Source organism: Caballeronia sp. 11_S32, from assembly GCF_056930355.1.
The window spans coordinates 1041693-1067341 of the sequence record NZ_JBXOWH010000003.1 but is presented as its reverse complement, the minus strand read 5'-3'; the positions used below and the strand labels follow the sequence as shown (position 1 = coordinate 1067341).

The following is a 25649-nucleotide window of genomic DNA, read 5'->3' as shown; positions in this document are numbered from 1 at the left end:
TCGCGCCCGTCGCCGCGGCGGGTGCATCGTTCGCCTGTGAATCGATGAACGTCGCCCCGCCGATCGTGATGTTCGCCACGCGCTGGTTCAGCGCATCGACCTGCTGGTTCGTCGCGTACAACTGCGAACCGTTGACCGCGTCCGTGCTGGTCACGCTGAGCTCGCCGTCCGCCACGCCGGTGACCTGGCGTGCACCTGCCGTGCCCGTCACGTCCACGATCGTGCCGTCCGTGTCCTTCGCGACGGTGATGGCGCGCGACGTCGGGTCCTGCTGCACGAGGCCGATGGTGCCGTTGTTGATGTTGGTCGTGAGGTCGTTGACAGCGGTGTAAAGCTGCGAGCCGTTGATCGCGTCGGAACTCGTTGCCGAGATCTCGCCGGGGGCGAGGCCGCTGATCTTGTTGCTAAGCATGTCGACGTACTGGTGCATCTCGATGCTGGTGCCCGCGGTGATGCCGACCACGCCGCCGCCTAGCTGAATTTGATCGGCTGCTGGGTTTGAACTATCGGTGGTAAGTGTCGCAGTATTGGCAGTGCATCCGGGAAGGAGAGTAAGGCTCATCGGAACCAGACCCTGCCCAATCCCATTGCCGCCACAAATCGTCAACTGCGGGTCAGCCCACGCGCCGGAACTTCCCGCCATCAACCCGACCGCCACTACGAGCCACCCTCGCTTCGCGAGCACCGACCGTAGAGTGAGCCAACGTCCACCGCTCAAGCCATTCATGATCAATCATCCGGAAGATAAAGAGCTGCGGAGATTAATCAACAATCCTATTCAAATGTAGGCGAGGTTTCCTAAAAAACAAAATCAGTCAAATCAATTACTTGCCTTATAAAAAAACAAACAAACATCGGTCCACCAAAAAAACTTCCTCGCCGACTTCGATCAATCTGTTCCACGACAAAGCAGCATTTCCGCCGCCAAATTCAAAACCGCACAGTCACTTTCAACCCGCCTGCCGGCGATTCCCCGAGCGCGACCGCAGCGCCATGCTGAGCCGCGATCCGCCGCACGATCGCGAGTCCGAGCCCGCTGCCCGCCACATCGGTGCGCGCCCGGTTGGCGCCTTCTCCTACGCGATAAAAACGGTCGAACACGCGCTCGCGTTCCTCGGCGGGAATGCCCGGCCCGGTGTCGTCGATATCGACGACCGCATGCCCGTCCTCGACCTTCAGACAGACATCCACACGCCCGCCGGGCGGCGTGTATTTTGTCGCGTTGTCGATGAGATTGTTGAACATCACGCGCAGCGAATCCGGATCGCCGTTGACGATCGCGGGCTCGCTCGCCTCGATACCGAGATCGACTTCACGCTCCTGCGCCACGAGCACATACCCGCGCACGCACCCTTCCAGCAACTCGCCCAGATCGATGCGGGCTTCGACTGTCTTGCCATCCGGCTCCGATCGCGCGAGCGCGAGCAACTGTTCGGCAAGACGCGTCGCGCGCGCGATGCCTTCGTGCAGGTCGTGAAGCGCCTCGCGTCGCGTAACATCATCCTGCGCGCGCGCGACGAGCTGCGCCTGGATCTGCACGGCGGCGAGCGGCGTGCGCAACTCGTGCGCGGCATCGGCCACGAAGGCCTTCTGCGTATCGAGCGCCGCCGACAAACGCGAAAGCAGCGCATTCAATGCGCGCACGACGGGCCGCACTTCCTGCGGCAGACGTTGATCGGAAAGCGGATCGAGCGCCTCGGGATGGCGCGTGTCGAGCGCGCGCGTCACGCGCTGCAAAGGCGCGAGACCGCGCCCGACGATCACCCAGATCGCGAGCCCGAGCAGCGGCAGCAGCAGCACGAGCGGCCACAGCGTGCGCCACGCGACGCCCGCCGCGACGCGATTGCGGATCGACAGCGGCTGCGCAAGCTGCACGACGTTGTCGCCGACGATCGCGCTATACACGCGCCATTCGCCGCGCGGCGTCATTTCGGTGGAGAAGCCGAGTTCGGCGTGAGGCGCCAGCGGCACGCGCGGATGCGAGTAGTACATCAGCACGCCGTTGCGATTCCAGATCTGGATGACGACGCCTTCATCGCTCTCGCTGCGCGAGCTCAGCACCGACGAAAACGGCTCCGAAGGCAGCGCCGCCGCGATCTGCTGAAGCTGGTAATCGAAGAGTTCGTTGGCTTCGGCGAGCGCCTGGCGATAGATGAGCCAGCCCGCGAACCCCACGCCGACGATCACGAGCGCGAGCAGCCAGATCACCAATTGCCGCCGGATCGACTGCATCAGGCGTCCTTCGCGACCATATACCCGAGGCCGCGAACGTTGCGGATGAGATCGGCGCCGAGCTTCTTTCTCAGCGAATGGATGTAGACCTCGACGGTGTTGCTGCCGATTTCCTCGCCCCAGCCGTAGATCTTCTCCTCGAGCTGGCTCTTCGAAAGCACCGCGCCGGGCCGCGCCATCAACGCTTCGAGCAGCGCGAACTCGCGCGCCGACAGCGCTACGGGCGCGCCCGCGAGCGTCACCTGATGGCCGACCGGATCGAGCGTGAGTTCGCCGTGCCGCACGAGCGATTCGCCACGCCCCGCGTGACGGCGGATGAGCGCACGCATGCGCGCGCCGAGCTCGTCGAGATCGAAGGGCTTGACGAGATAATCGTCGGCGCCGGCGTCGAGCCCCTTCACGCGATCCGCGATGGCGTCGCGCGCCGTGACGATCAGCACCGGCACGGCGTTGGCGCGCGCGCGCAGCGTCTTCAGCACGTCGAGGCCGTCGCGCTTGGGCAGGCCGAGATCGAGCAGCATCAGGTCGTAGGGCTCGCCGCCGACCGCCGTGAGCGCGGCCTCGCCGTCCTGCACCCAGTCGACTGCGAAGCCGTCCGCGCGCAGCGCCTTGCGCACGCCCTCGGCGATCATCCGGTCATCTTCGACAAGCAGGATTCGCATGGCACATATCTGTTCGTGGTTACATAAGGCAGCTTTCGGGCCGCGACCCATTGTAGCGGCGCCTGCCCGCCACAGGCTTAAACGGGACTTAACCGCGCGGACCGTCCACTTTCAGAGGGCAACGGCGCGATGCATGCCGGCCGCGTCAGCATCGCGTGATGAAGATTTGCCACGCGTACGATTTCCGCAAGCCAGCTTGTCTACAATAGCCGCTTCCCACGCGGCGCGACGCGCGCTCATCCCGCGCCGCCGCCCATCATCCAGTCCAAGAACAACGCTCGTCCATGCCGCTCGCTTCTCGTTCCGTGTCCAGCCGTCTTTCTTCGTTTGCGCTCGCCGCTGCTCTTGCCTGCGCGGCGCTCGGCCACATGCCCGATGCGAAAGCGCGCGGCGGCACCAAAGCCGAATCGCAGGCGCAGCGGCCGGAACATGCGGCGAAGGGCGGCGCGAAATCGAAGCGCGCCGCGAAGAACGAAGCGAAGCACGAGGCGAAGGCCAGAGTGCCCGCCGGTCCGCTGCCCGCTTCGGTGATGACGGCGCTCGCGCGCGCGCATGTGCCGCTCTCGTCGATGAGCGTCGTCGTGCAACGCGTCGGCGCGCCCGTGCCGCTCGTTTCGATCAACGCGAACGAGCCGATGCTGCCCGCCTCGACGATGAAGCTCGTCACCACCTACGCGGGCCTCTCGATGCTCGGGCCGGACTACCGCTGGAAGACCACCGCCTATGCCGACGGCGATCTCGATGCGCAAGGCGTCCTGCACGGCAATCTGTACATTCAGGGCACGGGCGATCCGAAGCTCGTGCCGGAAGAGCTGATCGATCTCGTCAACCAGATCCGCAAGAACGGCATCACGGGGATCGACGGCGCGCTCGTGCTCGACAAGCGCTACTTCGACGCCTCCACGCGCGATCTCCCCGCGTTCGACAACGACGACACCGCGCCCTACAACGTCGGCCCGGACCCGCTGCTCTACGCGTTCAAGTCGCTGTCCTTCACGTTGACGCCGGGCGAGGACGGACAGGTGTCTATCGACGTGCTGCCGCAGCTCGCGCAACTGCAGATAGACAACGAACTGCGCGTCACGCGCGGCGCGTGCACGGGGTCGCTGCAGGCCGCGTCGCCTTCGGTCGCGCAGACGCAGGGCGGCTTCGTGCAGGCGTCGTTCATCGGCGACTATCCGCTGCGCTGCGGCTCGCGCACGGTCAACGTCGCCGCGCTCGATCATTCGACCTTCTTTGCGGGCGGCTTTCTCGCGCTGTGGAAGCAGACGGGCGGCACGTTCCAGGGCGCGACGCGCGAAGGCCCGACGCCTTCGAACGCGCGGCTCGTCGGCACGCATCGCAGCCCGGTGCTGTCGGATGTCGTTCGCGACATCAACAAGTTCAGCAACAACGTGATGGCGCGCAACCTGTTCCTCACGATCGGCGCGGCGCAATCGAAACCGCCCGCGACGACGGCGAAATCGGCTGCGGCGATCCAGGCGTTCCTGAAACGCAGTGCCCTGCCGATGAACGGCCTCGCGCTCGACAACGGCTCCGGCCTCTCGCGCGACGAAACCATTTCCGCGGCCTCGCTCGCCGATCTGCTGATGGCGGCGAACGCGAGCCCGGTCGCGCAGGTGTTCGTCGAATCCCTGCCGGTCGCGGGCGTCGACGGCACCATGCGCAACCGCCTCACCAACGCGGGCGCCCTCGGCAATGCGCACATCAAGACCGGCACGCTGCGCGACGTGCGCGCGATCGCCGGCTATGTCGGCGCGGCGAATGGCGAGAGCTATGTCGTCGTGAGCTTCATCAACAATCCGCGCGCCGAGGCCGCGCGCGCCGCGCACGATGCGCTGCTCGAATGGGTCTACGAGGGTGCGCGCCGCCCGGGCGCGGCGGACTGAGACGCGTCGCTCGCGGGCATGCGAGCCGGACGTGACCGAAGATTTCTTCTACGAAGTGAGGCCCGGGAAGGCACGCCCGCCGTGTACGCTGTCGGGCACGGCGCACGGCCGGGTGCATTGCGCGACACGGTGGGCGTGCGGCATCGCTTAATATCGCAGGACGCGGCGTGAAGACCGCAGACGGTCAAGCGCCGCAATCGAACTAGAAAACACCGAAGAACGGAGACGAGGTCCATGAAGAAGCAACGCTCGACGCGCGCCGCCCTGGCGCGCTTTGCCCAAGTCGCGACGGCCAGCGCGGCCTTCGCCCTGCTCGCCGCGTGCGGCGGCGGTGACGACAACAATTCCACGCCACCGGGCGGCGTCAAGCTGCAGGTGGTGTCGTTCGGCGACAGCCTTTCCGATGTCGGCACGTATGCGCCCGTTGCGGCGGCGAACTTCGGCGGCGGGCGCTTCACGACGAATCCGGGACAGGTCTGGGTGCAGAACGTCGCGCAGTATTACGGCGACACGCTGACGCCGGCGATGACGGGCGGCTTCGGCGTGCCGCCGCAGACGCAGTCGGGATTGGGCTATGCGCAAGGTGGCGCGCTGGTGACGAATCCGATCGGCATCAACCATGTGTCGAACGATCCGGCGAATTATCAGGGCGCGCTCACGGTGCCGGTCGTGCAGCAGGTCTCGAACTATCTCGCGGCGCATGGCAGTTTCAACGCGAATCAGCTCGTGATCGTCAATGGCGGCGGCAACGACATCCTCTATAACTTCCAGCGCGCCGTCGCGGGCGCGATCACGCCGGATCAGGCGAGCGCGGCGATCGGCAAGGCGGCGCTCGACCTCGCGGGCGTGATCGGGAAAATCTTGCAGAGCGGCGCGACGCACGTGCTGGTCTCGAACGTGCCGGACGTCGGCGCGACGCCGCAGGGCCTGATGAGCTCGGCGGCCAATCGCGCGTTGCTCACGCAGGCATCGGTCGGGTTCAACAAGGCGCTCGCGGGCGCGCTGACGCAGACGGGGCTGATGTCGAAGGTGATCTATCTCGACATCGTGCCGGTGCTCGCCAATGTCACGGCCAACTTCCAGCAATTCGGCTTCGCTGTGTCGAACACGGGAACCGCCTGCAATCTTCAGGCGATGGCGGCCGCGGCGCAGAAGTTCGGCGAGCCGAATCCTCAGGCTTTCGCTACTTCGCTGTTCTGTTCGCCGGAGACTTTGACGGTTGCCGGCGCGGATCAGACGTATATGTACGCGGACACCGTGCATCCGACGACGCATCTCGGTGCGCTTTATGCGCAGGCGGCGGAGCAGACGGTGGCGAAGTCGGGATTGGGGAAGTAAGCGGTTGGATTAGTGAGTAGTTAAAAACCGCCCGACCGAGGAATCGCCGGGCGGTTTTTTCTTGTTTTTGACCCAGCGATCACGCATCCGCCTCGAACGCCGCCGCCGCCCTTCCCAGCCGATCATTCACCGCGATCCACTCGACCGTCTCCGGCAACTTCTCGATGAGAATCCGCTCGACATTCGCCCGATCCAGCGCGCGCAGCAAGCCATAAAGGTCCCGCGCATAGCTCTGCGGATCTTCCGGCGCGGCAACGAAGTGAACATTCGCCGCGTGCGCCCACTCCCCCGCACTCGAACTGCGCGCGACCAGCGCGATCTTCTTCCCGCTCGCCCGATCCTGACTGGCAAGTAGCGGCTCGATCAATGCAAACGGCAGCAAGGCAAGCGGCGTGCGCGGTGCGTAATGCGCCTTCAACGTACCCGAAGCCCGCGGCGCCGTCGCATCCGAGCCATCGGGCAAACGCGGCGCAGTACCGATCACATCCGCGATCTGTTGCGGACTCACATGCCCCGGCCGCAACAGCGCCGGAAAGCCACGCGACAAATCGAGAATGGTCGATTCGATGCCGACATCCGCCGCGCCGCCATCGAGCACGTGCACCGCGTTGCCGAATTCCTCGCGCACGTGCTGCGCGGTCGTCGGACTCACATGGCCGAAGCGATTGGCGGACGGCCCCGCCACCCCGCCTTGCTTGCCCGTACGAAGACGCCGCGCGTGAAACGCCGACAACAACTGCTGCGCGACCGGATGCGACGGACACCGCACGCCCACCGAATCCTGTCCGCCGCTCACCGCCGCCGGAATATGCGCCGCGCGCTTCAGAATCAGCGTCAAAGGGCCGGGCCAGAACGCATCGATGAGCTTGCGCGCATCGACGGGCAACTCGCGCACCCAGTAGCCCGGATCAGCCTCGGGCGCGAGATGCACGATCACCGGATGATTCGCAGGCCGCCCCTTCGCCGCATAGATGCGCGCGATGGCGTCCGGATTCTCGGCGTCACCGCCGAGCCCATAGACCGTCTCGGTCGGAAACGCGACGAGTTCGCCCGCGTCGAGCAGGGCCGCGGCTTCGTCGATCTGCGCGGCGCTCGGAAAATGGATGGTCATTGCCTGGTGCTTCGGTAAGTCTCAATCGAGCGAAATATGCAGCATGCGCGCGCAGTCGCGCGCCGCCGTGCGCGCTTCCTCGAGCGTCGCCGCCGTGAAGTTGATGTGGCCCATCTTGCGGCCCCGGCGCGCCTCTTCCTTGCCATACAGATGCAACCGCGCGGACGGCATCGCGGCGACTTCCGGCCACCCGGGGGCACGCGCCTTGTCGCCATCGAACCAGATATCGCCGAGCAGATTCAGCATCGCGGCGGGCGAATGCTGGCGCGTGTCGCCGAGCGGCATGCCGGTCATCGCGCGAACCTGCTGCTCGAACTGGCTCGTCGCGCAGGCATCGACCGTGTAGTGGCCGGAATTGTGCGGGCGCGGCGCCATTTCATTCGCGATCAGCGAGCCGTCCTCCAGCACGAAGAACTCGACGCACAGCACGCCGACATAACCCAGCTTCGCGGCAATGGTCAGCGCCGCGTCCTGCGCCTGAGCGACGAGCGCATCGGAGGCGTCGGGCGCGGGCACGACCGTCTTCGCGAGAATGCCGTTCACGTGCACGTTCTGCGCGAGCGGGAACACGGCCGACTTGCCGTCGCCGCCGCGCGCGATCAGCACCGACACTTCGTACTTGAGCGGCATGCGCTTCTCCAGCACGCACGGCACGCCCGACAACGACGCATACGCGTTGCGCAATTCCGCGACGTTGCGCACGCTGACCTGCCCCTTGCCGTCATAGCCGAGACGCGCGGTCTTCAGAATGCCCGGCAGCACGGCGGCGATCTTCTCGTCGGGCAGCGCGGCGAGCGCGTCCATCGATTCGATCACCACGTGCGGCGCGACCGGCACGCCCGACTCCGCGATGAAGCGCTTCTCCGCGACGCGATCCTGCGCGATCGCCACGCAACTGCCCGCCGGACTCACGAACGTGCACGACGCGAGAAAGTCGAGGCTCGCGGACGGCACGTTCTCGAATTCGGTCGATACCGCCGCGCACAGGCGGCCGAGCTCGGTGAGCGCGGCACGGTCGTCATAGGGCGCGCGGATGTGGCGGTCCGCGACGGCGCCCGCGGGGCTCGTCTCGTCCGGATCGAGGACGGCGACGCGATAGCCCATCGACTGCGCGGCGAAGCAGAACATGCGGCCGAGCTGGCCGCCGCCGACCATGCCGAGCCAGGCGCCCGGCAGGATGGGAGAAATCGGGGAGTTTTGTGGGTTCATCGTGGCTGAACGTGGGCGCTACGTTGCGAACGGCGAGCGGCGCGCGCCGCTCTCAATGCTCTATGCGGGCCAAAGTGGGATCAAGGCACCATCAAAGCGGCGGCAATGCCATGTCCCGCGCCGCCTGGTTCTGCTTCACGCGGAAAGCGGCGAGCGCATCGGCGTAGCGCGCGTCCGTCACGCTCAGAATCGATACCGCGAACAGCGCCGCGTTCGCCGCGCCCGCCTCGCCGATGGCAAAGGTCGCGACCGGCACGCCCTTGGGCATCTGCACGATCGAGTGCAGCGAATCGACGCCCTTCAGATACTTGCTCGCCACCGGCACGCCGAGCACCGGCACCGTGGTCTTCGCGGCCAGCATGCCCGGCAGATGCGCCGCGCCGCCCGCACCGGCGATGATCGCGCGCACGCCGCGCTCACGCGCGCTTTCGGCGTAGGCGAACATCTCGTCCGGCATGCGATGCGCCGACACGACTTTCGCCTCGTACGGCACGCCGAATTCCTGAAGAATCGCCACCGCGTTCTTCATCACGTCCCAGTCGGAGCTGGAGCCCATCAACACGCCGACGAGCGGCGCTTCGTGCGTATGCGCCGCGGTCTGTACTTCGCTCATTCCTGTTCCCTTGAATTGCGCACGCCGCTTCTTCATGAGCGGCGCGCGTGTCGAACCTTAAGAAAGCGTCTTGCCGGTCAAACGCTGCAGCGCTTCCTGATACTTCTCCGACGTCTTGGCGATCACGTCGTCCGGCAGCTTCGGCGCGGGCGGCTCCTTCTTCCACGGCTGCGTTTCGAGCCAGTCGCGCACGAACTGCTTGTCGAACGACGGCGGATTCGTGCCGACCTGATAGCCATCGGCGGGCCAGAAGCGCGACGAATCGGCGGTCAGCACTTCGTCCATCAGATACAGATCGCCCTTGTTGTCGAGACCGAACTCGAACTTCGTATCCGCGATGATGATGCCGCGCGTCGCCGCGTACTCGGCCGCTTCCTTGTACAGCTGGATGGAAATGCGCTTGATCGTCGCGGAAAGCTCGGTGCCGATGCGGCGCTCCATGTCATCGTAGGTGATGTTTTCGTCGTGATGGCCCATTTCCGCCTTCGCTGCCGGCGTGAAAATCGGCTCGGGCAGCTTCTGCGCGTTCTGCAGGCCCGGCGGCAACTCGATGCCGCACACCGCGCCCGTCGCCTGATAGTCCTTCCAGCCGCTGCCCGCGAGATAGCCGCGCACGACCGCTTCGACGAGAATCGGCTCGAGGCGCTTCACGACGACCGCGCGGCCCTTCACCTGCTCGACTTCGTCCGCCGCGACGACGGACGCCGGATCGATACCCGTATTGTGGTTCGGCACGATATGGCCGAGTTTCTCGAACCAGAAATCGGCCATCGTGTTCAGCACGCGGCCCTTGTTCGGAATCGGCTCGCCCATGACGACATCGAATGCGGAAAGGCGGTCGGTCGTCACGATCAGGAGCTTGTCCTGACCGACTGCGTAGTTGTCGCGGACCTTGCCGCGGCCGAGCAGCGGCAGCGATTTGATCGTGGATTCGTATAACGTGGACATCGTCATGTACCGAAGAAGGACTGAAATGATGAGCCCCGCGCCGGGAGCGTCAGACGCGGGGAAAAAAACGCGAACGGGTTCCGAACCCGGAACCCGTTGATTTTACTTTACAAATCGAGCTTGCTTTGCGGCAGCGTTATTTCACGATCTGCGCGAGCGCGCCGGACTTGTACTTCTCGGCGATCTTGTCGAGGGAAACCGGCTTGATCTTGCCGGCCATGCCCTCGCAGCCGAACTGCATGTAGCGCTGACGGCAGATTTCCTTCGCCGCCTCGCGCGCGGGCTTCAGGTAGTCGCGCGGATCGAACTTCGACGGGTTTTCGAACAGATAGCGGCGGATCGCGCCGGTGATCGCGAGACGCAAATCCGTGTCGATGTTCACCTTGCGCACGCCGTGCTTGATGCCTTCCTGAATCTCTTCGACCGGCACGCCGTAGGTTTCCTTCATGTCGCCGCCGAATTCGCGGATTTCGGCCAGCAATTCCTGCGGCACCGACGAAGAACCGTGCATCACGAGGTGCGTGTTCGGGATGCGCTGGTGGATTTCCCTGATGCGATCGATGGCGAGGATGTCGCCCGTGGGCTTCTTCGAAAACTTGTACGCGCCGTGCGACGTGCCAATGGCAATGGCGAGCGCGTCACATTGCGTCTGCTTGACGAAGTCGGCGGCCTGCTCGACATCGGTGAGCAGTTGCTCGCGCGTCATCGTGCCTTCGGCGCCGTGGCCGTCTTCCTTGTCGCCCTTCATCGTTTCGAGCGAGCCGAGCACGCCCAGCTCCGCCTCGACCGTGACGCCGATCGAATGCGAGAACTCCACGACCTGCTTCGACACCGCGACGTTGTACTCGTACGACGCGACGGTCTTGCCGTCCGCTTCGAGCGAGCCGTCCATCATCACGCTGGTGAAACCGGACCGGATCGCGGCCATGCACACGGCCGGCGACTGGCCGTGATCCTGGTGCATCACGACCGGAATATGCGGATACGACTCGACAGCCGCTTCGATCAGATGGCGCAGGAACGCTTCGCCCGCGTACTTACGCGCGCCGGCGGACGCCTGCATGATGACGGGCGCGTTCACTTCGTTCGCGGCCGACATGATCGCCTGCACCTGTTCCAGATTGTTGACGTTGAATGCCGGGAGACCATAGCCGTGTTCGGCTGCGTGATCCAGCAGTTGACGCATTGATACGAGAGGCATTGTGGTGAAACTCCATGATGTGAAACGAATTTTGCAGCGCGCTCGATTCCGCTCTCGGGCGGTTTTCGGCTTTTTCCATCGCCATGACTGACGCGGGCAAGCATCGGCTTGCCCGCGTGTCCTGCGCGCTTGCGCTCACCGTGATGAGCGCGTCCTGCTGTTCAATGCCTAGAAGTGATCGCCCACGCGCACGATCTTCAGCGTGTTGGTGCCGCCCGCCTGACCCATCGGTTCGCCGACCGTCAGCACGACCATGTCGCCGCGCGCCGCATAGCCCTTCGACACCACCACTTCCAGCGCCTGATTCAGCGCGGCGTCGCGATCCATGTTGGTGTCGACGTGCAGCGGCGTCACATTGCGATACAGCGACATCGTGCGCTCGCTCGACACGCGCGGCGTCAGCGCGAAGATCGGCACGTGGGTCCAGTGACGCGACATCCACAGCGCGGTCGAGCCGGATTCCGTCAACGCGACCACGGCCTTCGCGCCGAGGTGATACGCGGTGAAGAGCGCGCCCATCGCGATGGACTGATCGATGCGCGTGAACGTGCGGTCGAGGAAATCGCGGTCGAGCTGCGACTCTTCCGACTTCTCCGCTTCCACGCAGACGGCGGCCATCGTTTCGATGGTCGTCACCGGGTACTTGCCCGCTGCCGTTTCGGCGGAGAGCATCACGGCGTCGGTGCCATCGAGCACGGCGTTCGCCACGTCCGACACTTCCGCGCGCGTCGGCACGGGCGCGTGGATCATCGATTCCATCATCTGCGTGGCGGTGATCACGAGCTTGTTCGACTCGCGCGCCATGCGGATCATGCGCTTTTGCAGCGCCGGAACCGCCGCGTTGCCGACTTCCACCGCGAGATCGCCACGCGCGACCATGATGCCGTCCGATGCGTCGAGAATGCCCTGCAGCGCGGGAATGGCCTCGGCGCGCTCGATCTTCGCGATCATCTTCGGCTTGATGCCGTACGGCGCGCCCGCGATGTTCGCGAGCTGGCGCGCCATTTCCATGTCGGTCGCGTTCTTCGGGAACGACACCGCGACGAAATCCGCGCCGAGGGACATCGCCGTCTTGATGTCCTCCATGTCCTTCTCGGTCAGCGCGGGCGCGGTGAGGCCGCCGCCCTGGCGATTGATGCCCTTGTTATTGGACAGCTCGCCGCCGACCTTCACGACCGTGTGAATTTCCTCGCCGATCACGCGCGTGACGTCGAGCACGATGAGGCCATCGTTGAGCAGCAGCACGTCGCCCGCGCGCAGATCGCGCGGCAGATCCTTGTAGTCGAGGCCGACGCGATCGTTGTTGCCGAGCGCGCAGTTGGCGTCGAGGATGAACGTGTTGCCCGCGACGAGCATCGTCTTGTTGTTCTCGAACTTGCCGACGCGGATCTTCGGGCCTTGCAGGTCCGCCATGATCGCGACTTCACGGCCCACCTGGCGCGCCGCCTCGCGGACGATTTCGGCGCGCTGGCGGTGATCGTCGGCGGTGCCGTGCGAGAAGTTGAAGCGTACGACGTCGAGACCCGCCTGCAGCATTTGCAGCAGGATGTCCGGGCTCGTGGAAGCCGGGCCGATGGTGGCAACAATCTTTGTAGCGCGATGCATGGAATTCCTCGTCTCAGTAGGATCGCCCGTAACTACGCTGCGAGCACGTTGCGCTTGCAGTGAGGTGTTGCTCACCGGTTGCGCGCGCGCGCCGGTTCGTGCCGGCGTCGCTTTGTCGATTTCTTTCAAGGCATGGGCGGGCACGCCGCCGATGATGACCGGAGGCGTCTCCGTTTCCGGATATGCCGTTTCGCCTTCGGGTGATGCGTGATCTGGACGAGCCGCTTCCGCGATCACCAGCGCTGCTTCAGCGGCGGCATCGGTCGCGCCGCTGTCGATCATGTCCTGCGTTACTTCGTCTTGCGCGCCGCCGGCTGCTTGCGCGCCCTTCTTGCCTGCTTTCGCCGGATTGCCTCGGGCCGCCAAGGCCTCAAGCCCCTGCGCGGGATTCGAGCACCTCGACCGCGGGCAGCTTCTTGCCTTCCAGGAATTCCAGGAACGCGCCGCCGCCGGTGGAGATGTAGCTCACCTTGTCGGCGATGTCGTACTTCGCGATGGCCGCGAGCGTGTCGCCGCCGCCGGCGATCGAGAACGCCGACGAATTGGCGATGGCCTGCGCGAGCGTCTTCGTGCCGTTGCCGAACTGGTCGAACTCGAACACGCCGACCGGGCCGTTCCAGACGATCGTGCCGGCGGTTTCGAGTTGCGCGGCGAGCGCCTTGGCCGTGTCCGGGCCGATGTCGAGGATCAGGTCGTCGTCGGCGACATCGGCGACGGGCTTGGTTTCCGCCTTCGCGGTCGCGGCGAATTCCTTCGCGGTGACGACATCGCTCGGAATCGGCACCGACGCGCCGCGCGTGCGCGCCTGCTCGATGATTTCCTTCGCTTCGCTGACGAGATCGGCTTCGGCGAGCGACTTGCCGATCTTGAGCCCCGACGCCAGCATGAACGTATTGGCGATGCCGCCGCCGACGATCAGCTGATCGACCTTTTCGGCCAGCGACTTGAGGATGGTGAGCTTGGTCGACACCTTCGAGCCCGCGACGATAGCGACGAGCGGACGCTTCGGGTTGCCGAGCGCCTTGCCGAGCGCGTCGAGCTCAGCGGCGAGCAGCGGGCCCGCGCACGCGACGCCCGCGTACTTCGCGATGCCGTGCGTGGTGGCTTCCGCGCGGTGCGCGGTGCCGAATGCGTCGTTCACGTAGACATCGCAGAGCTTCGCCATCTTCTGCGCGAGGGCATCGTCGTTCTTCTTTTCGCCCTTGTTGCAGCGGCAGTTTTCCAGCAGCACGACATTGCCCGGCTGGACCTGAACGCCATCGACCCAGTCGGCGACGAGCGGCACGTCGCGGCCGAGCAGCTCGGAAAGACGCTTCGCGACCGGCGCGAGCGAGTCTTCCGGCTTGAACTGGCCTTCGGTCGGGCGGCCCAGGTGGGACGTGACCATCACGGCGGCGCCCGCGTCGAGCGCGGCCTTGATCGCCGGGACCGAAGCGCGCACGCGCGTGTCTTCGGTGATGTTGCCGTCATCGTCTTGCGGCACGTTGAGATCCGCGCGGATGAACACACGCTTGCCGGAGACTTTGCCTTCGGCGATCAGATCGGTGAAACGCAGTACTTTCGTCATGGGAGTCAACGTAGATAGAGAAGCGGTTCGGGCGGGAACGGCCGCGGGGCTTGGCCGGTTCGGGGAGTCGCCGCGCGCGGGCCGCCGGGCAGGACGGCTCGCGCGCGGATCAAGCGGGAGGCGAAGGCCGCGCGTTGAAGCCGAACGCGCGTGCGGGAAGCGGGAGAAAGGGATCGGACAGATGAATCCGGAGATGCGCGCCAACTGCGCCCGGGCGCGGCGATGCAGCCGGGAACGGCGAGTTGGACAACCGTAGCGCGGTGACTGCCGGACACACTTTCGACCTCGCTCACTCGGGAAAGACCCTCATTTTAACCGATCACCCTGACCGCTTTTAGCGGGCAATCGTTGATGACGCGTATTTGCTGCGGCACGCATGCGCTCACGCCGCGAGCCGCAGCAGCGTGAACACCAGCATGCCGATGGCGATGGTGCCCATCATGCCGCGCCGCCACAGGTAATACGCAAGCCCGGCCGCCGATGCCCACAGCGCATGATTCGACAGTGCGAGCGAAATGCCCGCGGGCGTCACGAGCAGATCCGGCACGACGACGCCCGCGAGCGCCGCCGCCGGCGCGTAGCGCAGCACGCGCTGCACGCGCGGCGGCAGCACCATGCGCTCGCCGCCGGCCAGAAAGAGCGCGCGCGTCACGGCGGTGACGAGACCCATGCCGAGGATCGCGAGCCAGATTTGCAGCGTGCTCATCGGACGGTCCTCGTGGTGGCGGGCTTGTCGTCCTTTTTGTCGCCGGCGGCGGGCTTCGGATGCCCGCGCTCGGCGATGACATCCGCGAGCGTGCCCGCGATGAGCGCCGCGAACACCGAAAGCGGCAAGCCGAAGCGGTACGGCAGATCGAAGGTCAAGAGCGCGACGACGCACGCCACCGCGACGGCCGCGAGCGTCGAGCGCGTCGCGATGGCCGAAACGATGAGCGGAATCAGCGCGAGCGTGCCGGCAAGCTCGAGCCCCCAGTAATCGGGAATCAGGCTCGCGAGCAGAATCCCGATCACCGATGAAATCTGCCACGAGAACCAGCTCGATGCCGCGAGCCCCCAGAAGAACGCTTCCTTGCCGGGCTGCCAGCCGGTCGGGAAATTCCGCTTCGAAAACATCAGATAGATGATGTCGCCGTTGAAATAACCGAGCAGCAGACGCCGCCGCAGCGACAGATAGGAGAAATGTGGCGCGAGCCCCGCGCTGAAAATCACGAAGCGCAGATTGACCATCGCGGCGGTCAGCAGCACGGTCCAGAGCGGCAGCTTCGCGGCGAAGAGCGGCAGCACCGCGAGTTGCGACGAGCCCGCGTAGACCGCGAACGACATGCCGAGCGCCTGCGGCACGGTGAGCACGGATTTCGTCATCGCGACGCCGGTGACGAGGCCCCACGAGAACGTCGCGAGGACGGCGGGAGAGAAGGTGCGCACGCCCTCGAAAAATGCGCGGCGATTCGTGTCGGACAGCCGGTCGAGCATGAGCGAATGCGAGGCGAGTGGGACAACCCGTGATGCCATCGCACGGCCTCGATCGATGCGCGACGGATTCGGAAATACCGGGAAAATCGGGAACAGTGAGCTTTGTCGTTTCGCTTCGCCATTTCGAGCGCGCGGCGAAAGGCAAATTATAGCGTCGCGAAAGGCGCTTCCCGATCGGTTTCGTCGCGAAAAGACGCTAAAATGACGGTCTTTCGCCCCTTTGCGCCCTTGAAGCGCGCGTTCCCCGGCGGTCATCGACGCACGAACGCGCACGACACCGCGCACGAGCGCCGCCGCCCCGGTCGATCGGGCGGCTTGCCCCGAACTCACTGAACGAGACAGCTAGGAGAACCGTATGTCAATGGCCGACCGCGACGGCAAGATCTGGATGGATGGCAAGCTCATCGAATGGCGCGACGCCAAGATCCACGTTCTGACCCACACGTTGCACTACGGCATGGGCGTTTTCGAAGGCGTGCGCGCGTACAAGACCGCGCAGGGCACGGCCATCTTCCGCCTGAAGGAGCACACGAAGCGCCTGCTGAACTCGGCGAAGATCTTCCAGATGGACGTTCCGTTCGACGCCGCGACGCTCGAAGCCGCGCAGCTCGAAGTGGTGAAGGCGAACAATCTGGAGTCGTGCTACATCCGCCCGATCATCTGGGTCGGCTCGGAGAAGCTCGGCGTCTCGGCCAAGGGCAACACCATCCACGTGGCCATCGCCGCATGGCCGTGGGGCGCCTATCTCGGCGAAGACGGCCTCGCGAAAGGCATCCGCGTGAAGACGTCGTCGTTCACGCGCCATCACGTGAATGTGTCGATGGTGCGCGCGAAAGCGTCCGGCTGGTACGTGAACTCGATTCTCGCGAACCAGGAAGCCGTCACCGACGGCTACGACGAAGCCCTGCTGCTGGACGTCGACGGCTATGTGTCCGAAGGCTCCGGCGAGAACTTCTTCCTCGTGAACAACGGCAAGATCTACACGCCCGATCTGGCTTCGTGCCTCGACGGCATCACGCGCGACACGGTCATCACGCTCGCGCGCGACTTCGGCATCCCGGTCATCGAAAAGCGCATCACCCGCGACGAGGTCTACACCTGCGACGAAGCGTTCTTCACCGGCACCGCCGCCGAAGTCACGCCGATCCGCGAGCTCGACAATCGCACGATCGGCTCGGGCAAGCGCGGCCCGATCACGGAAAAGCTGCAAAGCGCGTTCTTCGACGTCGTTGGCGGCAAGAACGAGAAGTACGCGAGCTGGCTCGCGAAGGTTTAATCGATCTCATGCAATGGCGGCGGCCCGTTCGCCCGCCGCATGCCGGACACCTGATAAGAGATAGCAATGAGTGACTTGAAGGAAATGCCGCTGGTGGAACTGTCGGCGAAGGATCTGCCCGCTTTCTGCCCGAACCCGAAGATGCAGCGCTGGAGCACGCACCCGCGCGTCTTCATCGACGTAACCCACGGCGAGGCGCGCTGCCCTTACTGCGGCACGCGCTACAAGCTGAAAGACGGCGAAGTGCTCAAGGGCGGCCACTGAAGATGCATCGGGCGCCCGCGCGGCGCCCGGCATCGACGCGGCGCCGCCCCGCCGCCGGATTGCCGCATCCGCTCGCGCCGTGAAAGCATCGTTCGCCAGCGGGCGCAAACCAGACCCACACCAATCGACGACTCGCCCCAAGACGGCGGGCCGCGTTTCTTTTTTGAGATCGGACAAAGACAGATGCGCCGCGCGCTGGTTATAGCACCGAACTGGATCGGTGACGCATTGATGGCGCAGCCGCTCTTCACGCTCTTGCGCAAGCTCCATCCGCGCATCGCGATCGATGCCGTCGCGCCCACCTGGGTCGCGCCCGTGCTCGAGCGCATGCCCGAGATCCGCGACGTCTACGCGACGGATCTCGCCCACGGCAAGCTGCAACTGCTACGCCGCTGGCAGCTCGCGAGCGATTTGCGTGATGTCGGCTATGACGCCGCCTACGTGCTGCCCAACTCCGTGAAATCCGCGCTGATTCCGTGGATGGCGGGCATCAACCTGCGCATCGGCTACAAGGGCGAGAGCCGCTATGGGCTCTTGAACGTGCGCCATGCGAATCCGCCGAAGACCGAGCGCCCGCCGATGACCGCGCACTACGCGGCGCTGGCGTACGCGCCGGGCGCGAAGCTGCCGTTCGTCGACAAATTCGCGCAACCCGAAGCCGCCGCGCAGCCCGACGCGCAGACGCTTCCCGTGCCGCGTCTCGAATCCGATCCGAACGAAGCCGCGCGCGTCTCGGCGCGCTTCAACCTCGACACGCGCACGCCGCTCGTCGTGTTCTGCCCTGGCGCGGAGTACGGCCCGGCCAAGCGCTGGCCGCCGGAGCATTTCGCGTCGCTCGCGCAGTTCATCGCGCAGTCGTTCCCGTATGCGCGCATCATCGCGCTCGGTTCGAACAAGGACGCGCCGATTGCGCAGGCCATCGCGGAGCGCGCGCCGAACGTGCGCAACCTGTGCGGCCAGACCTCGCTCGGCGAAGCATGCGCGCTCATTTCGCGGGCAAGCGCGGTGGTCACCAACGATTCCGGCCTGATGCACGTCGCGGCCGCGTCGCGCCGGCCGCTCGTCGCGGTCTACGGCTCGACCGATCCGCGCCACACGCCGCCCTTGTCCGATCTCGCAAAGGTACAATGGCTGCATCTTGAATGCAGTCCGTGCTTTGCCCGCGAGTGTCCGCTCGGCCATCTGAACTGCCTTCGCGAACTCTCGGCCGAACAGGTCTTCGGCGATTTGCGCGGCATGCTGCTCGCGCATCGTTGATGTTGCGTTCGCGCGTCGAAACGCGCGTCCGGCGCAGCGGTTTCCAGCCGTGTGTGCGGACGCGGACACGCGAATGTCTCCGAACGGGGGCATGCTTTGACCAATGACCGATGCAGCGCGCCGTCCCTTGCCCTGCCGCCATCAACGGCAGGAAGCAGCAACGAGCGGCGTCTGCACCGAATGCCAGAGACCCACGAGCCATGCCACGTTTCGCCCGCCTCTTCGAAGCCGCCGCCGATACTCTCAACGCTTACTATCAGGCAGTCGCGGACAGCAGCATCGACAGCGTGATGTCGCTCTGGATCGACGAGGAATTCGCCACCTGCGTCTGCGCGGACGGAACGCATCTGCACGGGCTGGAGAGCATCCGCGCCGGTTTCGGCAAGCAGTTCGAAACGCAGCAGGTGACCATCGAGCCGCTCGATATCCGCGTGTACGACAGCCTGGGCACGGTCGTCTACGCGATCGCCGAGGCGCATCAGCCGGCTGATCCGGCGGGCACGCCGCGCATGATCTATACAACCTACGTGATGGTTCACGAGCGCGGCGAATGGCGCATTGCGCACATCCACGCGAGCGAGATGCCGCTGGAAACGGCGGGCCAGTTCGCGGCCAAGCTGCGTCACGGTCAGGGACCGCTGCACTGAAGATTTGAAGCATTAGAAAGACGTTCGTCGGGGAGGGGCCATGAAGCGCGATCCGTTGTTGAAACACGATTCGTCGTTCGTGGACAAGGCGCCCGCCGTGGTACTGAACGCGCACACGCACGGGCTCGGACAGCCGCGGCCGGAATGGCTCTACAGCGCGCCGCGCTGGCTGCCGACGAGCCACGCGCAGACCATCGTTCCCGCGCTCTTCGGCCGCAAGCCCGTCGTGTCGTACCGGCGCGAACGCTGGAACACGCCCGATGGCGATTTCATCGACCTCGACTTCCTCGCGCACGCCCCGGACGACGAACCCGCCCCGAGCGCCCCGCTCTTCGTGCTCTTTCACGGCCTCGAAGGCAACTCCGACTCGCACTACGCCCGCACGATGATGGCCGCCGCGAAAGCGCGCGGCTGGCACGGCGTCGTGCCGCACTTTCGCAGCTGCAGCGGGCCGCTCAATCTGCTGCCGCGCTTCTACCATCTTGCGGACAGCGCCGAAGCCGACTGGATCCTGCGGCGGCTCGCGCAATCGCATCGCGGGCCGATCGTCGCGGCGGGCGTATCGCTCGGCGGCAACGTGCTCCTGCGCTGGCTGTGCGAACGCGGCAAGGATGCATCGATCGTCAGCGCGGCCGCGGCGATCTCCGCGCCGCTCGATGTGCACGCGGGCGGCCTCGCGATCTCGCAGGGCTTCGGCATGGTCTATACGCGCAGCTTCCTGAAGTCGCTGAAGAAGAAGGCGCTTGCGAAGCTCGGCCAGTATCCCGGCCTCTACGACCGTGACGCCGTGCTCGCGGCGCGCACGCTGTACGAATTCGACAATGTGGTCACCGCGCCCTTGCATGGCTTTCGCGATACGGATCATTACTGGTCGACCGCGACCACGCGCGCGCATCTGAAGCACATCGAAGTGCCGGCGCTGCTGTTGAACGCCCGCAACGATCCCTTCCTGCCCGAGTTCGCGCTGCCCTCGCTCGCCGAGGTATCGGAGCGCGTCACGCTCGATCAGCCGAACCACGGCGGGCACGTCGGCTTCATGACGGGGCCGTTCCCGGGCCGCATCGACTGGCTCTCGCTGCGCGTGTTCGGTTATCTGGAGAACTTCGTTTCGTGAACGATCATGGATGACATCGTCAGGCAGGCGCTCGCCAAATGGCCCGACGTTCCGCATTGCACGGGCTGGCTGCTGCTCGACCGGCGCGGCCAGTGGCGCATGCGCGACGAGGCCGCGCAAGCGGCGGGCGAACTGGGCACGCCGATCCGGCATGAAGCGCTTCTGGGCTTCATCAACCGCAACTACGAATGCGATGCCGACGGCCAGTGGTTCTTCCAGAACGGGCCGCAGCGCGTGTATGTGGAACTGGTGTACACGCCGTGGATCGTGCGCCTGCACGCGACCGATGGCGCGTTGCGCCTGACCGATCAGGCGGGCGCGGCGTTCGAGCCCGCGCAGGCGTGGATCGACGACGAAGGCGGCATCCTCTTCTCCGATGCCGCATCGCCCGCGCGGGTGGCCGCGCTGCACGACCACGATCTCGAACTGTTCGCGAATCACGCATCGCTCGACGACGCGGGCAAGGGCGGCGTCTTCCATTGGCGCGCGGACGTCGATCTTCCTGTACAGCCGATCGCCCGCGCCGATGTCGCAGCGCGCTTCGGCTTCATCGCAAGCCCCGCCGCGCGCGCCGCGTCGACAAGCTGATCAGCCGTTCTTCTCGAGCTCGCGCTCTTCCTTGTAGCGCGTCTCGAAATCGCGCAGGCGCGCGGAAATCGCTGACAAATCGTAAAAGCTCACGTTCTTCGCGTCGCGCGCTTCCTTCAACTGACGAATCGCGGACGCCCACGCGCCGTCGAGCGCGAATTTCTCGGCCATCGCCTGATGCTGACGCAGCGGATCGTTGAGACCGGCGCTCGCCTGTGCCAGATAGAGCCACCAGTCGGGGCGCGTCGGCTCGGCGCGCGTTTCCTGGCGCGCGAGCGCCTGCGCTTCGGTGTAACGGCGCGCGGACAGCAGCGCCTGCAGATGTACGTCGATGGCCGCGTGCGACTCCGGCCAGCGCTTCTGGGCGATGTCGGCGAGACGGATCGCGTCGTCGTTGCGGCCCGCGCGGCGCGCGATGTCGGCGGCGAGCACGTCGAGGCTCGGCGTGCTGCGCTGGACTTGCGGCGCGGGCTGCGGTTTCGGTGACGGGAGCGGCCTGGCCTGCACGCGGACCGGCGGGAGCTCGATCTCGCTGCCCGCGCGCGCCGGACTGGCGGGTGTCGATTCCGGCTGTGCGATGTTGCCGAGATTGAGCGTGGCGCGTGCGCTGTTGAGCGGCGTTGCGATCATCGAAGCATCGGCGTTGCGCAGCGATTGCTCCGCGTTCTTGCGCGCGGGCGCAGGCGGCGATGGCGGCGCCGTCGCCACTTCCTTCGATGCCGATGCCGCTTTCGGTACCGATGTCCGCGCGCGATCCTCCTGCTGAACCTGCGCCGATGCGGCCGCAGAACTCGCCTCCTCGCCTTCGAAGAGCCGCCGCGCTTTCGCGAGCGCATCGTTGGCGGCGCCGTAATCGCCCATCAACGATTGCGCGAGCGCGATGCCATACCAGTTCGACGCCGGATTGAGCGCCGTCTGATCCTCTATCTCCGATTTGAGCCGGCTCGCGACTTCGCGATAATCGCTCGTGTAATTCACCTGCAGCACGCGCGCGCGCGCCCGCACGAACGCATATTCCGCCGACTGGCGCGGCTGCCGGTACGGCACGCGGCGCGCGCGCCCTTCCATGTCGGCGATGCGATCGGTCGTGAGCGGGTGCGTGCGGACGTAGGGCGGCACGCCGTTATCGGCCATCGTCGAGCGGTCGAGACGCTCGAAGAACGCGGCCATCGCGTAAGGATCGTAGCCGGCGGCGGTGAGCATCTGGAAGCCGACGCGATCGGCCTCGTGCTCGGCCGCGCGCGAGAAGCGCAACTGCGTGTCGACGGCGAACGCCTGGCCGCCCATCGCGATGCCCATGCCCAGATCGCCGCTATGCGCCAGCAGGCCCGCGAGCAAACCGGCGAGCATGCCGGCGAGCGCGGCGTAGGTGCTTTTTTCCCGCGTGCCGAGCATCCGCGCGATATGGCGCTGAAGCACGTGCCCCATTTCGTGGCCGATGACCGATGCGAGCTCGGACTCGGTCTGCGACGCCGCGATGAGCCCCGTGTTCACGCCGATGAAACCGCCCGGCATCGAGAACGCGTTGATCTGCGGATCGCGCACGGCGAAGAGGTCGAAATCGGGCTGGTAGCCGCCGAGATACTGCGTGGAGGCCGCGGCGGAGAGCTTCGACGAGATCGAGTCGAGATAGTCGCGCAGGAGCCAGTCGTCGAGATAGTCGGGGTCGGCGCGCACTTCGCGCATCATCCGCTCGCCGATCTTGCGCTCGGCTTGCGGCGTGAGCGAGCCGCCGGAGCCGTCGCCGAGATCGGGAAGCTGCACCGACGCGAGCGGCGCGCGCAGGCCGGACATCGTGCCGGGACGGTTCGCGAAGCGGCTTTCGGCGCCGCCGTAGACGCCGAAGACGCCTTCGGCGACGTTGCCGGGCACGCCGTTTCCGCCAATTTCCTGCGATGAGCGCAACTGCGACGCCGCGAGCGTGCCGGTCGCACCGGCGGCGTTCGATCCGCCGGCGGCGGACGCCCCCGCCTGCGCCAGCGCCGCGGGCGGCATGGCGAGGGCGACGCACAGCAGGGAGATGAGCACGCGGCTCGGACGTGTCGAATGCATGGCGCGAATCGGGCGCGGCGCCGATGGTCGGCTCGAAAATTAAAACGAGCTTATCGTATCAAGTGTTGCGCGTGGGGCGTCCCGTTGCGGCGGCGGGTGGCGGCTGCGGGCTGTGCCGCACCGCGACGTCCTGGGAAAAATGCGTGAATTCACGCTGGTATGATAGGCGCCCATTCGAAGGAGACACTATGTCCGGACTCACTCATTTCGATGCCGCCGGTGAGGCGCACATGGTCGATGTCGGCGCGAAGAACGAAACGCGGCGCATCGCCGTGGCGCGCGGCTCGATCGCGATGCTCGAAGGCACGCTCGCGCTGATCCGCGAAGGCCGCGCGAAGAAGGGCGACGTGCTCGGCGTCGCGCGCATCGCCGCGATTCAGGGCGCGAAACGCACCGCCGATCTGATTCCGTTGTGTCATCCGTTGGCGTTGACGCGCGTCGCGGTGGATTTCACCATCGACGAAACGTTGCCGGGCGTGCATTGCGAAGTGCGCGTGGAAACGGTCGGACGTACCGGCGTGGAGATGGAAGCGCTGACCGCCGTGCAGGTCGGGTTGCTGACTATCTACGATATGTGCAAGGCGGTGGATCGGGGGATGACCATCAACAATGTGAAGGTCATGGAGAAGCATGGGGGGAAGTCGGGGGATTGGGTGGCGGAAGATCATGCGCCGCCGACACCCTGATACGTCGACCCTTACTCCTCCTCGTCGTCATCGTCCGTTGAAGGCGCCTGACTCTCCGCCGGCATCCCATATAGCCTGACCAGATCCGCCCTGAACGACGCCAGCGGCTTGCCTGCCTCATCGACAAGTTGATAGACGGCCGCAAGCTGCTTCGGCCAGTCGTGCAGCTGCGTCGCGAAGATCTTCAGACGCGCCATCGTATCGAGCGCTTCCGCGCGCTGCCCGGCGAGCGCCTGAAGCACCGCATATCGTCGCAACACGGTTTCGCCCGGCAACAGCGCGATCGCCTTCCGATGCGCGGCGAGCTTCTCCTCGACGTTCTGCGCGTTGATCGGCAACAGCGTCGCCGCGCCATACTCGCCCCACGCCGTGAACAGGAACGACGGGTCATCGCGATACTGCTCCGCCGGCCGCGAACCGTAGTAGAGCACTTCGGCGCGGTTGTAGTCACGCAGCGTCGGATACAGCGCCGCAAGGCCGCCGGCCACGAGCACGACATACACGCCATACGACAGCGGCCGCGCAACGAGCCGCAACGGCCGCGTCTCCAGAAGGCCGATGACGAGCATCGCCGGCATCAGGAAGAACATGTACTGCTGCGGATACTCGACGAGCGCGTGCATCATCAGCACGCCGAGCAGCGACAGCGCGAAAATGCGCGCCGGCGTCTGCGGCGCGCGCAGCACGCGAATCAGCCAGAACACGATTCCCGCGACCAGAATAGCCATGCCGAGCGCGCCGGTTTTCGCGAGCAGATCGACGAAGATATCGTGTGCGTTGTTCGCGATCTCGACGCCGCCGAGATCACGCACGAGATCGAACTGATAGCGCGGAAACTCGCCCCAGCCAACGCCCAGCAACGGATGCGTCTGGAACATCGTCCAGCCGTATTTCCAGAGCGCGAGGCGCGGCGCGATCTGATTGGCGTCCTGCATGCGCTCCGCCGCCGATTGCGCGAGACCGAAGTCGTAGCGCACGTTCGCCCAGCGCACCGCCGCGTTCACGGCGAAGAATACGATCGCGAGCAGAACCGGCACGATCCACGCGCGCGCATCGCGCCGGCCCGGGCCGTCGAAGCCTTCGGACGCGACCGGCCGCCCGAGTACGAATGCCATCCAGAAACCGGCAACGACGATCACCGCTGTCTGCAGCCACGGCCCGCGCGAGACCGTGAGCGCAAGCCCGAGCGAATAGACCGCCGACAGGATCAGCCACAACACAACCGGGAGCCGCCGCGTCTGCACGAAATACAGCGCGCCCGCCAGCGCGAACGCGATGACGGTCGCGAGGTGATTCGCCTGCGCCATGTTGCCGAACGGGCGCCGCTCGATCGCCACGTTGTACGCGACCACGAACGGCGTGAACTTCACTTCGAGATGCAGCAGTTGCACGATCTGGCAGAAGACCGCGAACAGGCCGCCGACCATCAGCGCAGCCGCACCGATACGCAGCGCCTTCTCCGCGAGCCCCGCGCGCACGAGCCCGAAACCCGTATGCACCGCGATAAACGACGCAAGCAGATACGCGCCGCCCAGCCAGTTCATCGATGGCTGCGCGACGGGCAATAAAACCGTCTGCGCGACGAGCAGCACGCCGAAGGCGAGCGGCATCAGCGCGACGACCGGCGACGCGAACGGCACACTCGGCTCCGAGACCCGCACGAGCAGCGCGACCGTCGCGCCGAGCGCCAGGTAAAGTGCGAGCGCGCTGTATTCGGCGTAGAAAGTCGGAATCGGATACGTGTGGTTGACGACGGCGAAAGGAATCGTCAACGCAAGACACAGAACGGCAAAGCAGAGAAAACGCGCGTATTGGGAAGGCATGAGGGACTGGGAACGTCGGCAACCGGCGCACTATACAAAACTTTGCCCCGGCTGTCCGGCGAACAGCCGGTTTTGCTACGAAATCGCTGACTTT

The 25649-nt window shown here is 65.7% G+C and carries 22 protein-coding genes and 2 pseudogenes; 9 read left to right on the top strand and 15 right to left on the bottom strand.

The window, feature by feature from the left end; translation table 11 throughout:
• Nucleotides 1–76 precede the first annotated feature (76 nt).
• From AC1Z32_RS16575 to AC1Z32_RS16560, 4 genes and pseudogenes are all read right to left on the bottom strand, one after another.
• Nucleotides 77–181, bottom strand: a pseudogene (locus tag AC1Z32_RS16575) (hypothetical protein); the annotation flags it as partial.
• 102 nt (nucleotides 182–283) lie between these two features.
• Nucleotides 284–412: pseudogene (locus AC1Z32_RS16570) on the bottom strand (hypothetical protein); the annotation flags it as partial.
• A gap of 518 nt (nucleotides 413–930) precedes the next feature.
• Complete coding sequence (locus AC1Z32_RS16565) at nucleotides 931–2232, bottom strand: ATP-binding protein (RefSeq protein ID WP_483479655.1); 1302 nt, start codon at nucleotides 2230–2232, stop codon at nucleotides 931–933.
• On the bottom strand, nucleotides 2232–2894 hold the full coding sequence (locus AC1Z32_RS16560) for a response regulator (RefSeq protein ID WP_483479654.1): 663 nt from the start codon (nucleotides 2892–2894) through the stop codon (nucleotides 2232–2234). The genes AC1Z32_RS16565 and AC1Z32_RS16560 overlap by 1 nt, the downstream gene beginning before the upstream one ends.
• 284 nt (nucleotides 2895–3178) lie before the next feature.
• On the opposite strand from AC1Z32_RS16560, the gene dacB reads away from it, so the two are divergent.
• Together dacB and AC1Z32_RS16550 are read left to right on the top strand one after the other, a co-directional pair.
• Nucleotides 3179–4783: a D-alanyl-D-alanine carboxypeptidase/D-alanyl-D-alanine endopeptidase gene (gene dacB, locus AC1Z32_RS16555; protein ID WP_483479653.1), complete on the top strand. Its 1605-nt coding sequence runs from the start codon at nucleotides 3179–3181 to the stop codon at nucleotides 4781–4783.
• A 234-nt stretch (nucleotides 4784–5017) separates the two neighbouring features.
• Nucleotides 5018–6121, top strand: a complete 1104-nt coding sequence (locus AC1Z32_RS16550) for an SGNH/GDSL hydrolase family protein (RefSeq protein WP_483479652.1) — start codon at nucleotides 5018–5020, stop codon at nucleotides 6119–6121.
• A 79-nt stretch (nucleotides 6122–6200) separates the two neighbouring features.
• On the opposite strand, the gene AC1Z32_RS16545 is transcribed toward AC1Z32_RS16550, so the two are convergent.
• From AC1Z32_RS16545 to AC1Z32_RS16505, 9 genes are all read right to left on the bottom strand, one after another.
• The gene (locus AC1Z32_RS16545) at nucleotides 6201–7232 is read right to left on the bottom strand and encodes an L-threonylcarbamoyladenylate synthase (RefSeq protein ID WP_483479651.1); all 1032 of its coding nucleotides are present in this window, start codon (nucleotides 7230–7232) and stop codon (nucleotides 6201–6203) included.
• 21 nt (nucleotides 7233–7253) lie between these two features.
• Nucleotides 7254–8441 (bottom strand): 5-(carboxyamino)imidazole ribonucleotide synthase, encoded by a 1188-nt coding sequence (locus AC1Z32_RS16540; RefSeq protein WP_483479650.1) that lies wholly within the window; start codon nucleotides 8439–8441, stop codon nucleotides 7254–7256.
• A gap of 91 nt (nucleotides 8442–8532) precedes the next feature.
• Nucleotides 8533–9054: a 5-(carboxyamino)imidazole ribonucleotide mutase gene (gene purE / locus AC1Z32_RS16535; RefSeq protein ID WP_483479649.1), complete on the bottom strand. Its 522-nt coding sequence runs from the start codon at nucleotides 9052–9054 to the stop codon at nucleotides 8533–8535.
• A gap of 57 nt (nucleotides 9055–9111) precedes the next feature.
• On the bottom strand, nucleotides 9112–10002 hold the full coding sequence (locus AC1Z32_RS16530) for a phosphoribosylaminoimidazolesuccinocarboxamide synthase (protein ID WP_483479648.1): 891 nt from the start codon (nucleotides 10000–10002) through the stop codon (nucleotides 9112–9114).
• Nucleotides 10003–10138: 136 nt separating this feature from the next.
• Nucleotides 10139–11203 carry a class II fructose-bisphosphate aldolase gene (fba, locus tag AC1Z32_RS16525; protein WP_035497826.1) on the bottom strand — a complete coding sequence of 355 codons (1065 nt, stop codon included), beginning with the start codon at nucleotides 11201–11203 and terminating at the stop codon, nucleotides 10139–10141.
• 168 nt (nucleotides 11204–11371) lie between these two features.
• Complete coding sequence (gene pyk / locus AC1Z32_RS16520; RefSeq protein ID WP_483481658.1) at nucleotides 11372–12808, bottom strand: pyruvate kinase; 1437 nt, start codon at nucleotides 12806–12808, stop codon at nucleotides 11372–11374.
• 370 nt (nucleotides 12809–13178) lie between these two features.
• Entirely contained in the window at nucleotides 13179–14375 is a 1197-nt protein-coding gene (locus tag AC1Z32_RS16515; protein ID WP_483479647.1) for a phosphoglycerate kinase, read from the bottom strand.
• A gap of 382 nt (nucleotides 14376–14757) precedes the next feature.
• Nucleotides 14758–15081, bottom strand: a complete 324-nt coding sequence (locus AC1Z32_RS16510; RefSeq protein WP_483479646.1) for an AzlD domain-containing protein — start codon at nucleotides 15079–15081, stop codon at nucleotides 14758–14760.
• Entirely contained in the window at nucleotides 15078–15848 is a 771-nt protein-coding gene (locus AC1Z32_RS16505; RefSeq protein WP_483481657.1) for an AzlC family ABC transporter permease, read from the bottom strand. Before AC1Z32_RS16505 ends, AC1Z32_RS16510 begins: the two co-directional genes overlap by 4 nt.
• A gap of 355 nt (nucleotides 15849–16203) precedes the next feature.
• Between AC1Z32_RS16505 and AC1Z32_RS16500 the strand changes: the two genes are divergently transcribed.
• The 6 genes from AC1Z32_RS16500 (at nucleotide 16204) to AC1Z32_RS16475 (ending at nucleotide 20994) form a co-directional block, all read left to right on the top strand.
• Nucleotides 16204–17124: a branched-chain amino acid transaminase gene (locus AC1Z32_RS16500; protein WP_483479645.1), complete on the top strand. Its 921-nt coding sequence runs from the start codon at nucleotides 16204–16206 to the stop codon at nucleotides 17122–17124.
• Between the two features lie 66 nt (nucleotides 17125–17190).
• The gene (locus AC1Z32_RS16495; protein ID WP_008351333.1) at nucleotides 17191–17388 is read left to right on the top strand and encodes a zinc-finger domain-containing protein; all 198 of its coding nucleotides are present in this window, start codon (nucleotides 17191–17193) and stop codon (nucleotides 17386–17388) included.
• Nucleotides 17389–17571: 183 nt separating this feature from the next.
• The gene (gene waaF / locus AC1Z32_RS16490; RefSeq protein WP_483479644.1) at nucleotides 17572–18645 is read left to right on the top strand and encodes a lipopolysaccharide heptosyltransferase II; all 1074 of its coding nucleotides are present in this window, start codon (nucleotides 17572–17574) and stop codon (nucleotides 18643–18645) included.
• A 200-nt stretch (nucleotides 18646–18845) separates the two neighbouring features.
• On the top strand, nucleotides 18846–19292 hold the full coding sequence (locus tag AC1Z32_RS16485) for a nuclear transport factor 2 family protein (protein ID WP_483479643.1): 447 nt from the start codon (nucleotides 18846–18848) through the stop codon (nucleotides 19290–19292).
• Between the two features lie 40 nt (nucleotides 19293–19332).
• Complete coding sequence (locus AC1Z32_RS16480; RefSeq protein WP_483479642.1) at nucleotides 19333–20406, top strand: YheT family hydrolase; 1074 nt, start codon at nucleotides 19333–19335, stop codon at nucleotides 20404–20406.
• A gap of 6 nt (nucleotides 20407–20412) precedes the next feature.
• Nucleotides 20413–20994 carry a DUF2946 family protein gene (locus AC1Z32_RS16475; RefSeq protein ID WP_483479641.1) on the top strand — a complete coding sequence of 194 codons (582 nt, stop codon included), beginning with the start codon at nucleotides 20413–20415 and terminating at the stop codon, nucleotides 20992–20994.
• Here AC1Z32_RS16475 and AC1Z32_RS16470 read toward each other — a convergent pair whose 3' ends face one another.
• Entirely contained in the window at nucleotides 20995–23046 is a 2052-nt protein-coding gene (locus AC1Z32_RS16470) for a M48 family metalloprotease (RefSeq protein ID WP_483479640.1), read from the bottom strand.
• Between the two features lie 188 nt (nucleotides 23047–23234).
• On the opposite strand from AC1Z32_RS16470, the gene moaC reads away from it, so the two are divergent.
• On the top strand, nucleotides 23235–23732 hold the full coding sequence (gene moaC / locus AC1Z32_RS16465) for a cyclic pyranopterin monophosphate synthase MoaC (protein ID WP_483479639.1): 498 nt from the start codon (nucleotides 23235–23237) through the stop codon (nucleotides 23730–23732).
• A gap of 11 nt (nucleotides 23733–23743) precedes the next feature.
• Here moaC and AC1Z32_RS16460 read toward each other — a convergent pair whose 3' ends face one another.
• On the bottom strand, nucleotides 23744–25555 hold the full coding sequence (locus AC1Z32_RS16460; protein ID WP_483479638.1) for a PglL family O-oligosaccharyltransferase: 1812 nt from the start codon (nucleotides 25553–25555) through the stop codon (nucleotides 23744–23746).
• Between the last annotated feature and the right edge of the window lie 94 nt (nucleotides 25556–25649).

Coding starts and splice junctions, on each gene's coding strand:
- AC1Z32_RS16565 (WP_483479655.1), bottom strand. CDS start 2,232: ATGCAGTCGATCCGGCGGCAATTGGTGATCTGGCTGCTCGCGCTCGTG.
- AC1Z32_RS16560 (WP_483479654.1), bottom strand. CDS start 2,894: ATGCGAATCCTGCTTGTCGAAGATGACCGGATGATCGCCGAGGGCGTG.
- dacB (WP_483479653.1), top strand. CDS start 3,179: ATGCCGCTCGCTTCTCGTTCCGTGTCCAGCCGTCTTTCTTCGTTTGCG.
- AC1Z32_RS16550 (WP_483479652.1), top strand. CDS start 5,018: ATGAAGAAGCAACGCTCGACGCGCGCCGCCCTGGCGCGCTTTGCCCAA.
- AC1Z32_RS16545 (WP_483479651.1), bottom strand. CDS start 7,232: ATGACCATCCATTTTCCGAGCGCCGCGCAGATCGACGAAGCCGCGGCC.
- AC1Z32_RS16540 (WP_483479650.1), bottom strand. CDS start 8,441: ATGAACCCACAAAACTCCCCGATTTCTCCCATCCTGCCGGGCGCCTGG.
- purE (WP_483479649.1), bottom strand. CDS start 9,054: ATGAGCGAAGTACAGACCGCGGCGCATACGCACGAAGCGCCGCTCGTC.
- AC1Z32_RS16530 (WP_483479648.1), bottom strand. CDS start 10,002: ATGTCCACGTTATACGAATCCACGATCAAATCGCTGCCGCTGCTCGGC.
- fba (WP_035497826.1), bottom strand. CDS start 11,203: ATGCCTCTCGTATCAATGCGTCAACTGCTGGATCACGCAGCCGAACAC.
- pyk (WP_483481658.1), bottom strand. CDS start 12,808: ATGCATCGCGCTACAAAGATTGTTGCCACCATCGGCCCGGCTTCCACG.
- AC1Z32_RS16515 (WP_483479647.1), bottom strand. CDS start 14,375: ATGACGAAAGTACTGCGTTTCACCGATCTGATCGCCGAAGGCAAAGTC.
- AC1Z32_RS16510 (WP_483479646.1), bottom strand. CDS start 15,081: ATGAGCACGCTGCAAATCTGGCTCGCGATCCTCGGCATGGGTCTCGTC.
- AC1Z32_RS16505 (WP_483481657.1), bottom strand. CDS start 15,848: ATGCTCGACCGGCTGTCCGACACGAATCGCCGCGCATTTTTCGAGGGC.
- AC1Z32_RS16500 (WP_483479645.1), top strand. CDS start 16,204: ATGTCAATGGCCGACCGCGACGGCAAGATCTGGATGGATGGCAAGCTC.
- AC1Z32_RS16495 (WP_008351333.1), top strand. CDS start 17,191: ATGAGTGACTTGAAGGAAATGCCGCTGGTGGAACTGTCGGCGAAGGAT.
- waaF (WP_483479644.1), top strand. CDS start 17,572: ATGCGCCGCGCGCTGGTTATAGCACCGAACTGGATCGGTGACGCATTG.
- AC1Z32_RS16485 (WP_483479643.1), top strand. CDS start 18,846: ATGCCACGTTTCGCCCGCCTCTTCGAAGCCGCCGCCGATACTCTCAAC.
- AC1Z32_RS16480 (WP_483479642.1), top strand. CDS start 19,333: ATGAAGCGCGATCCGTTGTTGAAACACGATTCGTCGTTCGTGGACAAG.
- AC1Z32_RS16475 (WP_483479641.1), top strand. CDS start 20,413: ATGGATGACATCGTCAGGCAGGCGCTCGCCAAATGGCCCGACGTTCCG.
- AC1Z32_RS16470 (WP_483479640.1), bottom strand. CDS start 23,046: ATGCATTCGACACGTCCGAGCCGCGTGCTCATCTCCCTGCTGTGCGTC.
- moaC (WP_483479639.1), top strand. CDS start 23,235: ATGTCCGGACTCACTCATTTCGATGCCGCCGGTGAGGCGCACATGGTC.
- AC1Z32_RS16460 (WP_483479638.1), bottom strand. CDS start 25,555: ATGCCTTCCCAATACGCGCGTTTTCTCTGCTTTGCCGTTCTGTGTCTT.